The organism is Acididesulfobacillus acetoxydans, assembly GCF_902729405.1.
Taxonomy (GTDB): Bacteria; Bacillota; Desulfitobacteriia; order Desulfitobacteriales; family Desulfitobacteriaceae; genus Acididesulfobacillus; species Acididesulfobacillus acetoxydans.
Genome location: NZ_LR746496.1, coordinates 4396940 through 4411287, shown reverse-complemented (window position 1 = coordinate 4411287; position 14348 = coordinate 4396940). Strand labels below are relative to the sequence as shown.

Genomic DNA, 14348 nt, shown 5'->3' with positions numbered 1-14348 from the left:
TTCTTCATGCGAATTGTTCCATTAGGAGGATCTTAACATCTCGGCGAAGATATGTAAAACCGCACCGGCGTCCCGGTGCGGTTTTGGCCTGAAGGGGCTTGAACTCAATTCTTTTGGCGCAATGTCCGGATTCGGGTTACGGATGAATATCGATTCTGGTAGGAGAAACTGTTGAACCGTCTGCGGTTCCTTCGACATGAACCTTCATTCCGACGGTCAATTGGCTGGATGTATTGCCTGGGCCACGCTGGATGAGGGGATGTGAATTGAGATTTAATGTTACCGTCTGACCGCTGTTGGTTTTTACTGTCACGGATGCAGCCTGGACCCCCGTAATCGTCCCGTCCCAATGAGGTGGAACGAGGTCCACCTCTGCAGCTGTCAGATTGGAGATGGTTTTCGAGAGGGTCGAGGTCGAGGAGGGCGAGGGCGGGGGAACTTGCTCCCCACCGACCAGGCGGATGTGAACGTCTTTTCCGGCTTGTAACGCCGAAGTGCCGATGGATTGGGGACCGCTCTCAAGTTTGGTGTTTCCGGTCAAGCTGACGACGAAGGTCCGTCCGTCCGGCGTCCTGACCGTCAAGGACCGGCTGGTAATGCCGGTGATCTTTCCGCCCAGCCCGTCTGGCTTCTTGCCGGGGTGACCTGGCAGCCCATCCCGGTGGGGGGGAGCCAGATGAACGTGAAGCGCGTCAAAGGTCCCGTTGTTCCAACTGCCGTCCACGCCGACTTCTTCTCCGGCCTTCAGATCGGACAGATTTAACGTTTGAGCCGGCCCCCGGTCATACACAGTGCCTGAGGAGAGCTTCACAGTGACGGTTTTATCTGGAGTTTTGAGTGTCAACCGACCGTTACTGATCGATGTGATGGTACCGTGAACATGAGGAACTTCGAGATGAACATGAAGCGCGTCAAAGGTCCCGTTGTCCCAGTTGCCGTCCACGTCGACTTCTGCTCCGGCCTTCAGATCGGACAGATTTAACGTTTGAGCGGGCCCCCGGTCATACACCGTGCCTGAGGAGAGCTTCACAGTCACGGTTTTACTTGCGGTTTTGAGTGTCATCACATCGCCGCTGACTGACTCGATAGTGCCGTGAACGTGGGGACGAAGTGGAGCTTTGACTGGGGGAGGAGGGACCGAAGGAAGGCCTGCCGGTGAAGTGTCGGCCAACGCTGCAACACTTCCAAGCCCGACCACGAGGAACGAGGAAAAAGTTACAGCCGCCACTTTAGTGAGTTTGTTCATGTTTAGTTATTACCTCCTTGCGCAAATTCTCTTCTGTGACCTGTCTTGACAATGCTATTGTGCGGGATCAGTCTGAGACGGGGCTGAACTTCAGCTGAAAGTTAGCTGAAAAATTTCCTATCCCAGATGAATACTTGAATATGGCAAGGCCATAGGCCGGTGCGGAAGTTTTTCATACGATATTAATCCAAACTTAAGCAGTCATTAATGCTTGGATGCTAACCTTATATCAGGACCTAGGAGGAGCGATGAGTAATGATGGAATTTTTGAGGTTGGCGCCAGGCAATAAGGAAATAAAACGGCAGGGTTTTTTGGGTGTCATTACGGAATGGCTCAGGTTGCTGCGACCGCACCAATGGAGCAAGAATGGGTTTGTGTTGCTTGGCTTGATGTTCTCCAGGCAATGGCAGCCACCGGCAATATTGGCTGCCATCTCGGCATTTCTGGCCTTTTGCGCCATCTCAAGCAGTGTATATGTCTTCAACGATATCCAGGATATCGAGGCGGATAGGCAACACCCCACAAAGAGAATCCGGCCGCTGGCCAGCGGGGCAATCTCTATCCGGGGAGGCTGGATAATCTCGGGTGGGTTGGCCGCGCTGGCTTTATTACTTGCTGCGATGACGGGACGAGGGGTTGCTGTCTTTGTTCTGATATATGCTGCTTTGAATGTGAGTTACTCGTTACGATTAAAACACATTGCGGTTTTGGACGTATTTATTATTTCCACGGGATTTATCTTGCGTATTCTTGCGGGAACAATGGGTTTGGGTATTGCACCTTCGTCCTGGCTTTTTTTGTGCGGGTTTATGCTGTCCTTATTTCTGGGTTTTGGCAAGCGCCGCGCGGAACTCCTTAGCATTGAATACGACGGGTCGCCTGAAACCCGAGCGTCGGCCCGTCTGGTACTAAAAGATTACAGTCCGTTGATAGTTGACCAGTTTATGGCTATCAGCGCGGCCTGCACAATTATTAGCTATGCTCTTTATACGGTCAACGCGGAAACCATTGCCCGGTATGGCACGAAAGCTCTGATCTATACCTTGCCTTTCGTTGTTTATGGGCTGTTTCGCTATATTTTTCTTGTTCACCGCTTGGGTAAGGGGAGCGACACAGCACTTGACCTTTATTCGGATGCCCACTTATTGTTGACGGTTCTCGCCTGGGGTGTGGTCACCCTGGTGGTTTTATCATGAGCATGTCCTCGCCGAGCGACCGTTACAGAATATAGCTTTGAAGGATGGTATATCACCATGGAACTTTCTTGGAACCGCTATCCCCGCTTAGAGCACCGCGAAATATTAACCTTGTTTGATCTGTCTGCCGGTTTGCCCGAAAGGGCGGGATTCTGCTTGCCCCACGGAAACGGCCGAAGTTATGGAGATGTTTGCCTGAATGAAGACGGGGTATTGCTGGATACCCGCCGGCTTAATCGCATCATTGCTTTCGATCCGGTGACAGGCCGTATCAGTTGCGAATCCGGCGTACTGTTGAAAGAAATTCTCGATTTAGTATTGCCACGGAACTGGTTTTTACCGGTCACACCAGGTACGCAGTATGTTACGGTTGGCGGAGCTATTGCCAACGATGTTCACGGTAAGAATCATCACTGGGCAGGATCTTTTGGCAACCATGTAACTTGTCTGGAACTGTTGCGCTCTGACGGGCAGCGGATCCGATGCTCTATAGAGGAAGCCGGGGAGTGGTTCGCCGCGACCATTGGCGGTTTGGGTCTGACGGGTTTGATTACTTGGGCGGAGATACAGCTTATACCGGCGCATAATCCGTGGATGATGGTAGAGTCCCGGCGTTTTTCCAGCCTCGATGAATTTTGGCAGATCAATAAAGAGGCTGAGGATCATTGGCCTTACACAGTAGCATGGCTCGATTGCCTGTCAGCCGGGCGAGGCCAAGGAAGGGGCATCTATATGGCCGGAAGGCATGCCCTTTGGACAGAGAGCCTGCCGGGCAGCCGCCCGCGATCTTTGCTGTTTCCCTTGGACCCGCCGTTTTCGTTGATCAATCCCTTCAGTTTGCGTCTTATCAATAGCCTTTACTTCCACCAGCCATTAAAGAAGAAACCGGCTTTATCTCATTACGCAAAGTTCTTTTACCCTTTGGATGGGGTGCTGGAATGGAACCGCATTTATGGAAGAAAGGGCTTTTTTCAGTATCAATGCGTTTTGCCGCCGGCAGCCGCTCAAGCGGGGATCGCCGCGATGTTAAAGAAGATCTCAGCCAGCGGACAGGGTTCGTTCTTGGCGGTGCTTAAGACCCTTGGGAGAGTTCCATCCCGAGGCCTGCTGTCATTTGCCCGCCCGGGAGTAACACTGGCCTTGGATTTTCCTAACTGCGGCCCAAAAACGTTTCGGTTGTTTAATGAGTTGGACGCTATTGTGCGCGATACGGGCGGTGCGCTCAACCCTTCCAAAGACGCGCGCATGCCGGCCTTGATGTTCAAAACCGGCTTTCCCAATTGGGAACGTTTTGCCGCCTATATTGATCCCAAATTCTCATCCAGTTTTTGGAGGAGGGTAACCCATGAGTAATCGGCAGCGGATTGTTATTTTCGGCGCCACCTCTGCTATAGCTTCCGCCTGTGCCCGGCAATGGGTGAGGCGTGGCGACAGCCTTTTCTTGGTTGGACGTAACGAGAACAAGTTGGAGAGCCTGATGGCTAACCTCCGAGTACAAAGTTCGACGGGACAACAGATAGAAGGGGCAATTGCCGACCTGAACGATTTTGAGCAGCACGAGGAACTTTTTGCCCGCGCCGAACACGCTCTGGGCGAGATTGATGTGGTACTCATCGCCCACGGCACTCTGCCGGACCAACAAGCCTGCGAAAATTCCGTGCCCTTGACTATGGCAGAGATGCGTACCAATGGGCTGAGCGTCATTGCTTTGCTGACCGGCGCGGCTAACAGAATGGAGGCCCGGGGAAGAGGCTGTCTGGCCGTGATCACTTCAGTGGCCGGAGACCGGGGCCGCGCAAGTAACTATGTGTACGGGGCGGCGAAAGGCATGGTGATCCTATTCTTGCAGGGATTGCGTAATCGTCTGGCCAAACGGGGAGTGACAGTCATTACGATCAAGCCGGGCTTTGTGGATACTCCGATGACCGCTCGTTTTGAGAAGAAAGGTCCCCTCTGGGCGGAGCCTGAAACCGTAGCTTACGGTATTGTGACAGCCGTTGAAAAGAGAAGGGATATCGTTTACCTGTCCGGAATGTGGCGCTGGATCATGTTAATTATCCGGCACATTCCCGAGAGTATTTTTAAAAGGCTCAGCTTATAAGAAGGATAGCAATAAGGTGATAAAGTGAATAATAGCAGAAGGATGCCAAAGAAAAATAGCAGAAAAAACCTCTACAAACCCGAGCGGTTGATGATCCTCGTGGCTGTCTTACTCGCAGCTGTCTTGGTTCTGATCGGGCGCAGCCGTACCAACAACCTCCTGTCTCCCGTTAATCTCTCGGCTGATACAGCCGGACAGGTTGCCCGGCTCATAGATCATTTGGGGCAATACCAAGTACTGGACGGACCCACAAACGGTACTTTGCCCATATACGCCTTGGGCAATGCCGGTAAAATGAGAGAAATTCTCGTGGACGCGCATAAGAGCGGCTATCCATACCACATATACAGATTTAAAACCACGGACACCGGCCAAGGCTACACCATTGTTCTGCCGCCAAAATCTTTAAGCAGCGGGTCTGGGGTCAATGATACGGGGCTGACTATGCAATATCCATATATCTTTTATGTCAGTTCTTTTGACGGACAACCGCAATCCATCAACGCTTACAACTTGAATGACAACAAAAGGACTGTTTTTGCCTTCACCGGTATGATTAAAAAGGCAAATCTAGTACCGGTAAGTACAAATCAGGTAAAAGTGCAGCTTGTTGAAAGTAACCAAAGTATGGAGGCATTCCTCAATATCGGTAAAAATGGCATCTCCAGCAGTTCTCCGACATTAAAGCTCATGCACAGCCCAACCGATAATACGTCTGCTTTTATCCGCTTAGTGGAAGGTGTAAAGAAAATTATGGGTAACGGGTAAGTATTCACTGAACCATTCATGTAAATTGCCCTTTTAACTTTTCTCTTAAATTTTGGCCAATTGGTATTTTTTGACTGGCGACGTGGCCTGTTCTTTGCTAGAATAAGGTCATGGATACAGATGAGAAGAAGCTGTCAAAAACTGAATCGAAGAGGAAACCCAGATCGGAGAAGTCCCTGTGCACGTTTCCAAAGTGTGGGCCGGTCAAAGCACTGAAAGAGCATGTTAAGAAGCTCGCAGAAGAGAACGCTCGGCTTCAGCAGCAGCTGGCGGACCGGGATGCCCGGATTGAAAAACTGGAAGCACAACTGCGCAACCTGCGCGGTGATTTGTTTGGGGCTTCTTCGGAAAAGTCTCAGCCAGAAAACCTCCATTTAGCGACGAAGGATGGCGTGACGGTTGAACCTCCAAGTGACAGTGCGGATTCCTCCTGCGCTTTTCCGAAGAAAGAGAAGAAGAAACGGGGCGCTCAGAAAGGTCATCGGGGTCACGGCCGCCAAATTCCCAAGGACCTTCCACTGACAGAAGTGATTCACGAGATTCCGCCGGAGCAGAAGGTTTGTCCTCACTGCGGCAAGCCCTATCGTGATCTGAATCTCACGGAAGACTCAATTGAGATCGACTATGAAGTCGGGGTCATCCTCAAGAAGCACGTTCGGCGTAAGGCAGCCAAGACCTGTGAGTGCCTAGGACCGGCCATCATTACGGCCCCCAAGCCGCCGCAGCTTATTCCCAAGGGCCTATTTAGTCTCGACTTTTTGGTGTTTACGATTGTGCAGAAATACTTCTTTCAGATCCCACTGAACCGTCAGATCCGGCAGTGGGAGCTTGAAGGCTTAGATATCCATGCCGGGACGCTGACCGGCTGTTTTCAGACGATCGGTGCTTTTCTCGTCCCCCTGTATGCCTTGCTGATCGAGACGAGCCGCAGTGAAACCCACTGGCACGTCGATGAGACACGCTGGATGGTCTTCGCTGAGAAGGAAGGGAAGCAGGGGTATCGCTGGTGGCTCTGGACGTTCGTATCAAAGCGGGCCACCGTGTTCGTCCTGGATCCCCACCGTTCGAAAGAGGTCCCTCAGAAGTTCTTTGGTCAGACAGCCCGGGGCATTATCAATGTCGACCGTTACGGTGCCTACTGCGTTTTAGACGGTCAGATGCTGCGTCAGCTGTGTTGGCTTCATGTCCGTCGGGACTTCATCCGGGCAAAAGAAGGCCTTTTATCCCTGAGAGACTGGGCGGATGACTGGATTGATGACATTCATACCCTAATGGCAGTCAATGATAAACGGGTCGCGTGCCAGAATCATCCGGTTCAATTCGCCGAGAAGCAAGCGGAACTGGAAGGTCAGTTGGAGAAAATGGCGGCTAAACGGGATGCTCAACAGACACTGACCACGAATAAACCGGTGCAAACCAAGATCCTTAAGAGCTTAAGCCGTAACTGGGCGCACTTAACGGTCTTTGTCGATCATGCCGATATTCCTATGCACAATAATGTCGCAGAATCAGCCCTGCGCGGTGCGGCGGTCGGGCGTAACAACTACTACGGAAACCATTCCGAACGGGGTGGCCAGTTTGCGGCGATGAGTCTGTCCATTCTTCAGAGCGCTGTTCAAAACGGTCTAAACCCCCAAGCATATCTCCTTTACTACTTAGAGGCCTGTGCCCGTTTGGGTAAAGCCCCCCAGAAACCCGAGGAGTTCGCCTCCTTCCTACCCTGGAACATCACCGGCCCGGACCGTGAGGCGCTCCTTTTAAAGAAAGGAAAGAGCCCATGATATCCGTTGTGAAAGCCAGGGGACGCACCTTCAGCGCGGAGGATCTGGAACTCATCCGCAGCCTTATCCGCCAAGGGAATCTGAACCGGCAGCGAATCTCTCAGGAGGTCTGCCGTGCTTTGAATTGGCGTAAGCCGGACGGAGGACTCAAAGACATGAGCTGCCGTGTGGCCTTGTTGCGTTTGCATCGAGACGGCATCATCGAACTCCCTCCTCCCCTAAGCAAAGATAACAACCGGCTGCGCCCAATTCAGTTTACCCCGGCGAGTGACCCCGGAGAACCGATCACGGTCCCCCTCCATCACTTGGGCTCTATCCGGTTCATCCGAGTCAGTGGGTCAAAACAATCGCGCTTTTGGAACGAACTGATTGAGCGTTATCACTATCTCGGCTACACGCGCTTGCCCGGAGCTCAAATTCGCTACCTCATTTATACCGACTCCGGCGTGCTTCTGGGAGCCATCGGCTTTTCATCACCGGCCTGGGCTTTGCGGCCTCGCGACGAACTCGTCGGCTGGACTAAGGAGCAACGCCTGAAGCACTTGAACCTAGTGGTAAACAATTCCCGCTTTTTACTTCTACCCTGGGTTCACGTCAAGAACTTGGCATCCAAAATCCTATCCCTCACTGCCAAGCGCCTGCCGCAAGAATGGCAAGCGACCTATGGCCACACCCCCGTATTACTCGAAACGTTTGTTGACAAAGAGCGCTATAGGGGAACCTGTTACAAAGCGGCCAACTGGTCTTACGTGGGGGAAACGCAGGGACGGGGTAAATGGGATCGGCTCAACGAGTACAAACTGCCCGTTAAAAGTATTTACCTCTATCCACTCCATAAGAACTTTCGTCAAATTCTCGCCGGGTCGGACTAAGTCCGGCCCGTTTCGTTGACTTTTAAATGTTCATTGAATGGTTCACTGAACATTTACGGTAACGGTACAGTCGCCTTCTTGGAAAATACCTGGTACCAAAGCAAAGACACCTTCACAAGCCTGTTGTATTCCGTAAACAGCGGCGCAGAGCGCCCCGGCCTGACCAATGCCGGCAAAGCGCAAGCAGGCGGGTCCTCCAAACCGGCCTCAACGGGGCCGGTCAGCAGCCCGCCCCTGGAGAAATCAATCACATTTCCCGATCCCTCTCGACCCTATGTTAAAGTTAGCCTAGTGAAAATTAATCCCGCTTTGGTAAACTTTCATCTGGTTGCGGGCACTAAAGACCCTGTCTCAGTAACGGGCATTCACGGATCCGGCAGGATCCCGTTGAGCGTTCAACGGCAGGGGAATGTCATAGCCGCTTTTAACGCGGGCTTTCAGTCCAGAGACGGCATCTACGGTTTTATGGCGGAGCAAAGGGTTTACCAATCACCGGCAGCGGGTTTGGCTACGTTCTGTATATATGGGAACGGAAAGGTTGATATAGGGTCCTGGGGCAATGAAATAAAGTCGGACGCGGGCATAGTTTCTTTGAGACAAAACTTACATCTCCTCATTGATAACGGCAGGCTAAATCCCCTGATTAACGATCAGGCAAAATGGGGCACAACGGTCAATAATGCGGTCCGGGTATGGCGTTCCGGCATTGGCATAGATAAACAAGGCCGAATTATTTACGCCGCCGGGGACAGTCTGACGGCCGAAACCCTGGCCAGAGCCTTGCTAAGTGCGGGTTGCGTCAGGGCCATGGAACTTGATATCAACAGTTATTGGGTGACTTTTAACTTTTTCCGGCGCACTGCCGGTAAACAGGGTGCCACTTTGGAGGGTACAAAACTTGACCCCTCTATGAGAAGGTCGGCTGCGCGATATTTAACACCCGACACCAGGGATTTCTTCTATCTAACGCTCAAACCACTTAACGCTCAAACCACCCCTTAAACCCTAATAGCGCCGCATTGAAGGAAACAATTCCGGCAACAGCCAGAACGGCTACAAGCGCAAGACCTATCATCAGCGATTACGCTTAGCCATGGCGACTCGGCTCCAGCCAAAGGTCCGCAAAGTGGAAACGTCTGGTATTTAAGAAAACTTTAATTTGCATCTTGCGGCCGAGAATGCTATACATTATATTGTGGAAGTTGCGGACATGCCTTTAACGTTTCTGCGCTCAGGTTAGGGTGAGCAAGAAAACGGCAAACACCGGTGTTGTACCCAACTTGTCAGCCGTAATATTGGAAAGATCCGTTACCGCTTTGTGCCTTCGGACCGTATTGATGAGCAAGAGGTGTCTTATTTGGGGATGGTGTCTCGGCGGACTGTAAACATGGTTTCAAAAGCCTTAATGACCCCGGTCAAGCCCTTGCAGGTTTTTATGGATGCTCCCAGTCCAACACACGGTTACTGTTTGCAACACGCTTACGATATTCTTTGCCAAGACGGCAAAGATGATGTGGCTGCGTATTTCCGTCCCTTCGATCGATGGCTTAGAAAAGGCTCTTTCTGGGCTGACCAGGGTTGGAGAAATGTCTGCCATTATTTTTTTGCTTCTAGCAAGTTCAGGCCCGGAGCTGAAACGGAGTGCCAGTATTATTTTGACAAAGCAGTCACCACCTGCCAACAAGATATAACCAAAGGTATGTTCTACTTGGGGGCAGCTGTGCACCTGGTACAAGACATGTGTGTACCACATCACGCGGCGGGAGCAGTTTTTGACGGACATAAGGAATTTGAAACATGGGCAGGCGAAAATCTGCAGCACTTTAGTGCCGCAGAAAGTGGGATTTATATGCCTTTTACGGGCCCAAGTGAATGGATTAGATATAATGCCGCCAGGGCTTTAACCTACTATCCCCTTGTTTCGAAAGGGAAAGGATGTGACGAAGGGAATTACTTTGAAGCCGCGCGAGAACTCTTGCCGCTCACTATTTATACGACAGCCGGTTTTCTGGATTTTGCCAAACCGGTTCTGCAGCAAGCCTGTGTAACGATTCCCCAGACATCCTGGCTTAACGTTGCGGGTGAGAAAATGTCTGATTATGCACCAGTGTCTTTTAATCACGGGAGTAGAGGCGCTTAATTCTCAGCCTTGGCGCCATAGACACTAGTGGGAATCATGATAGGAATTATGGCGGCGGTCTTGTCAACGGTGTCCAGTTATCTGTAATATTTTGCGTCTGGAGGATAGCGTCTAAATGAAGCCCGGTAAAAAAATAAGCTGGAAAAAGTTGATGGGTTTTGTGGGTTTTAATATTGTCTTTGCGGCCTTGCTGGCACCCTTCATCGTTTTCTATGGTCCCTTTCAGGCACTGAAAGTCATGGCTGTGGGCTCCATCGCTCTTTCGCGCCACCCGCAGGTTGTGAGAGCCTTTCTTTCCCCAGCCGAAATCAGCAAGATTACTCATGAGTATGACGCCTTGGGAGTGAACACCCAAGCGAAGATTGTCAGTAAACAGATGACTGCCGGCTCCGGCAGCGGGATTCAAATCCAAAACATCCAGGGACAATCGTTTAGAGGAAAGGTCATACTGATTAAAGACCCAAAACGGGTCAAAGTCGCCGTGACGAATCGGCTGGGCACGGCCGGAGAGGTACTGACGCATCTTGTTCAACAGAGCGGAGCCGTGGCCGGGATTAATGCGGGCGGGTTCAACGGCCCCGGTTGGGGAGGAAACGGAGGTTTTCCCGAAGGCTTGACAGTGCACGCGGGGAAGCTGGTTTATAATGACATCGGGAACAAAAAAGCGCAAGACCTCATCGGGATCAATGATCAAGGAAAACTAGTCATCGCTCCCATGTCGGCGGACGAGTTGGCCGCTCACCATATTCAAGAAGCGGTAACTTTTTACGGTCCCGTCCTGGTTGCCAACGGGAAGCCGGTTGTCGCCGGGGATGGCGGAATCGGCATTGGACCCCGGACGGGAATCGGCCAAACAGCGGACGGGACGATTATTTTCGTCGTTATCGACGGACGCCAGCCGACCTGGAGCTGGGGTGCCACCGGCCGTCAACTAATGAACGTTTTCTTGCAGTATCACGCGGTCAATGCCGTCAACCTGGATGGCGGTTCTTCCTCGGAAATGGTTTATCAGGGGAAGATCATCAACCGACTCTGGGATATCTTCGGGGAACGCTATATTCCTACGGCTTTTGTCGTCATGCCGAAGTAGAGAGGGCGGCTCAGTGGGTTGTTGACAACAATATTAGGCAACGACGCCGTACTGTTGCGGGCGCGCAACGGGCGGCGTTTTTTTGTGTGTTACGAACACGGCGCAAGCCGGAGTTCGACTTCGAGTTTGACTTCGACTTCGACTTCGGGTTCGACTTCGACCCTTCCCTGGCCGAATTTACTTTGTCCCGCGAAACCTCATCACCTTAACAGTTGAGCAGTGAATACAGGCCTTTTAGGGCGCGAAAACAGCTTTTGGCCCAAAATAATCCTGGCGGTGTCCTCAATCAAGTATAATATACCCAACCAACTGGTAGTAACATATAACATCAATCCGCAACCCAGTGAGACGACTGGCTACAACACATACTGACGTCTTTTGCCTGGAAAGCGCGAAGTTGGCAGCAGAAGTTCGAAAAGTGGCAAGAAGGAAGGCTGGTTAATGCTTCAAGTCAATGGATCCACTCCTTACTATCAACAAATAAAGCAATACATCCGTAAGCTTATCCAAGAGGAAGGATTACAACCCCATGAGCAAATACCGTCGGAGCGTGAACTCTGTGAGCAATTTAGCTTAAGCCGTACGACGATCCGCCTGGCTTTAGCCGAAGCGGAAAAAGAGGGCTTAGTCTACAGAGTTCATGGCAAGGGCACTTTCGTATCCCTTCCCAAGATTGACCAAGGTTTGTCCGCCATCAATAGTTTTGAAGATACGATGCGCTCCCGCGGTTTAAAACCGAGGATTGAGGTCCTGTCTGTCGAAGCCTTGCCGGCGGATCTTGTGATCAATACGATTCTTCAATTGGGTCTGGATGAGGAACTGATGAAATTGACCTTGTTGGGCTATGCGAACGAGGAACCTATCGTGCACTATGAGTCCTATCTGAGCCGGAGAATCGGACGTACGGTGGCGGACGAGGCGCTCCAGCGGGCCGCGGCCGGCTTGTCTTATTCAACGTTTGAATTGTACACTGATCGCTTGGGGATCAAACCCGTGGTAACGAATCAGACATTTGAGGCGACTCTGGCCGACCAAGAGACAGCCCGCTTGCTGCAAATCCAAGAAGGGGCGGCCGTGTTTCTTATCACATCACTTGTCTATGCTGAGAACCAGCAACCCATTGAATATAAGGCGGCTCATTACCGTGGCGACAAATTTAAGTTCAATGTCAGCAGAAAGCACCTTTAACCTTTCTGCCGATAACATCCGACAACGCCTGACGGTGGATTCCGGGGTAAGAGTGATCAAATTCGGAGGAGGTGACAATGGATCAGGCAGCTTTAAGTCGATTACAAAGGGGGACAGTCGTCCAAGAACGGCCCGGGGAGGGGAGTTGTCCAAGAACAGCTCAGGAGAATGCCGTTAAGAAACAACCCGGAAGTACACGGGATGCCCAGGGGGACAGATACTTACAGGACCGCACAAGTAGGCAGGCGTTAAAGAACAGTCAAAGAACCGCCAAAGAAGGGTCAAAGATGTTTGTCAGTGAACGTTACAGAGGGAGGATAGTTATGAAAAACAGGTTTAGACAGTTTGGTGTATTAGTTCTGGCTCTGTTGGTCATAGCAACTGCGGGATGCGGAACACCGCAAAAGGTCGCGTCCCCGGCACAGGGCAAACAATTGGACGGAGTTACGGTGGATCCCAACGCGACCCTGGTGGTTGGTCTTAAAGGACCGGTACTCACCCTGGATCCCGCGAATTACCGGGACCTGGTGACGGAATCCGTCTTGCGCAACATTTTTGACGGTTTGGTAACGACGACACCCGACGGCAAGGTTGTCCCGGAAATTGCTGAGTCCTGGAAGACAGTCAGCCCGACGGAATGGGATTTTAAGATCCGCAAAGGTGTAACTTTCCAGGATGGTACCCCGCTCACGGTCAATGATGTCAAATTTACGTTTGACCGGTTGATTAAGGATGGAGCCATTAACGGCAAGACCTCGCCCAGAAAAGGATTGCTGGGGCCTCTCAAATCCATACAGATTGTTAATGACAGGACAGTTCGGTTTATTTTCTCCTCACCCTGGCCGATTTTCTTGCCCATGCTGGCTCACGAGCAGATTGTTCCCAAAGCTTATGTGGAAAAGGTGGGTGAGTCGTATTTCGCTCAGCATCCCATTGGGGCCGGACCTTTCAAGTATGTTAAGGGAAACCTTAACAGTCAAATTGTACTAGAAAGATATGACAAGTACTACGGGGGGCCCCCGGACCTTCCTCCCGTCGGACCGGCCCAAGTCAAAACGCTCATTTTCCAAGTCATTCCGGAGAACTCTACCCGCCTGGCATCCCTCATGTCAGGAGACCTTCAGATAGCGCAAGCGGTGCCGACGGATATGGTGCCTCAGTTGCAAGCGAACAAGAACGTCACTGTCAAGATGACAGGCAGCACCCAGATGCACATGTTCGAAATGAATGTCAAAAAAGCGCCGTTTGACAAGGTGCAGGTACGCCAAGCGATGAATTACGGGATCAACATGCAGCAGATTGTAGACAAAGTGCTTAACGGTTATGCGGTGAGAGCGGCTGGTCCGGTGCTTCCGAGCAGTCCGGCTTTGGACAAGAGCTTAAAACCCTATCCCTACGATCCGCAAAAGGCGAAACAGCTTCTCCGGGAAGCGGGCTATCCGCACGGGTTTCCTTTGGTGATCGATACAGAGGCGATCAATCAGGTCGTAGCCCAAGCGGCCGCCTCCGACTTGCAGAAGATTGGCATTAACGCGACGGTCAGGGTTTGGGATTGGGGTGTTTTAAAGCCCTTGCTGGTTAAAGGTGAAAGGGACATGGTACTCACGGATTGGGGCAATTCGGACCAGGATCCGTCCGACTTGCTCGGGCCGACCCTTCGGGGTAACGGCCGGGGGAATTACAGTTTTTACAACAACCCGGAAGTTAACAAACTCCTGGACAAGGCCAACTTGAGTGTAAACGACACGGAAAGATATCAACTCTACGGGCAGGCGCAGAAAACCATCTATGATGAAGCGCCTTGGGTTTTCGGTTACGTCATGAAGAATATCGAAGGGATGACGAAACAGGTAGTCAATTATCGGCCCAGCAGGGATAGCATGCTGACGATGATGCGTGTGGGAATTAAGGCGAAGTAACGGTCGGGGCTCCTATGGGTCGATGGGAGCCGAGTGATCCCATAAT

Annotated in this window: 12 protein-coding genes; 11 read left to right on the top strand and 1 reads right to left on the bottom strand. The window is 51.6% G+C overall.

Annotated elements, in window-relative coordinates; genetic code table 11:
* Positions 1-136: 136 nt before the first annotated feature.
* Positions 137-1246, bottom strand: a complete 1110-nt coding sequence (locus tag MNU25_RS19550; protein WP_240986594.1) for a DUF5666 domain-containing protein — start codon at positions 1244-1246, stop codon at positions 137-139.
* Between the two features lie 255 nt (positions 1247-1501).
* Between MNU25_RS19550 and MNU25_RS19545 the strand changes: the two genes are divergently transcribed.
* The 11 genes from MNU25_RS19545 to MNU25_RS19495 all read left to right on the top strand — a co-directional run bounded on the left by MNU25_RS19545 (position 1502) and on the right by MNU25_RS19495 (position 14302).
* Positions 1502-2443 carry a decaprenyl-phosphate phosphoribosyltransferase gene (locus MNU25_RS19545; RefSeq protein ID WP_240986593.1) on the top strand — a complete coding sequence of 314 codons (942 nt, stop codon included), beginning with the start codon at positions 1502-1504 and terminating at the stop codon, positions 2441-2443.
* A gap of 57 nt (positions 2444-2500) precedes the next feature.
* Complete coding sequence (locus MNU25_RS19540; protein ID WP_240986592.1) at positions 2501-3796, top strand: FAD-binding oxidoreductase; 1296 nt, start codon at positions 2501-2503, stop codon at positions 3794-3796.
* On the top strand, positions 3789-4544 hold the full coding sequence (locus MNU25_RS19535; protein ID WP_240986591.1) for an SDR family oxidoreductase: 756 nt from the start codon (positions 3789-3791) through the stop codon (positions 4542-4544). Before MNU25_RS19540 ends, MNU25_RS19535 begins: the two co-directional genes overlap by 8 nt.
* 42 nt (positions 4545-4586) lie before the next feature.
* A complete protein-coding gene (locus tag MNU25_RS19530; protein ID WP_240986590.1) occupies positions 4587-5312 on the top strand; it encodes a hypothetical protein in 726 nt (241 codons plus the stop codon).
* 110 nt (positions 5313-5422) lie between these two features.
* Positions 5423-7093: an IS66 family transposase gene (gene tnpC / locus MNU25_RS19525; RefSeq protein ID WP_240986589.1), complete on the top strand. Its 1671-nt coding sequence runs from the start codon at positions 5423-5425 to the stop codon at positions 7091-7093.
* Complete coding sequence (locus MNU25_RS19520) at positions 7090-7965, top strand: DUF4338 domain-containing protein (protein ID WP_240984445.1); 876 nt, start codon at positions 7090-7092, stop codon at positions 7963-7965. The genes tnpC and MNU25_RS19520 overlap by 4 nt, the downstream gene beginning before the upstream one ends.
* Positions 7966-8043: 78 nt before the next feature.
* Positions 8044-8967, top strand: a complete 924-nt coding sequence (locus tag MNU25_RS19515; protein ID WP_240986588.1) for a phosphodiester glycosidase family protein — start codon at positions 8044-8046, stop codon at positions 8965-8967.
* Between the two features lie 385 nt (positions 8968-9352).
* Positions 9353-10105 carry a zinc dependent phospholipase C family protein gene (locus tag MNU25_RS19510; protein WP_240986587.1) on the top strand — a complete coding sequence of 251 codons (753 nt, stop codon included), beginning with the start codon at positions 9353-9355 and terminating at the stop codon, positions 10103-10105.
* A gap of 115 nt (positions 10106-10220) precedes the next feature.
* A complete protein-coding gene (locus MNU25_RS19505; RefSeq protein WP_240986586.1) occupies positions 10221-11195 on the top strand; it encodes a phosphodiester glycosidase family protein in 975 nt (324 codons plus the stop codon).
* Between the two features lie 441 nt (positions 11196-11636).
* Complete coding sequence (locus MNU25_RS19500; protein ID WP_240986585.1) at positions 11637-12383, top strand: GntR family transcriptional regulator; 747 nt, start codon at positions 11637-11639, stop codon at positions 12381-12383.
* 323 nt (positions 12384-12706) lie between these two features.
* The gene (locus tag MNU25_RS19495) at positions 12707-14302 is read left to right on the top strand and encodes an ABC transporter substrate-binding protein (RefSeq protein WP_240986584.1); all 1596 of its coding nucleotides are present in this window, start codon (positions 12707-12709) and stop codon (positions 14300-14302) included.
* The last annotated feature ends 46 nt before the right edge of the window (positions 14303-14348 follow it).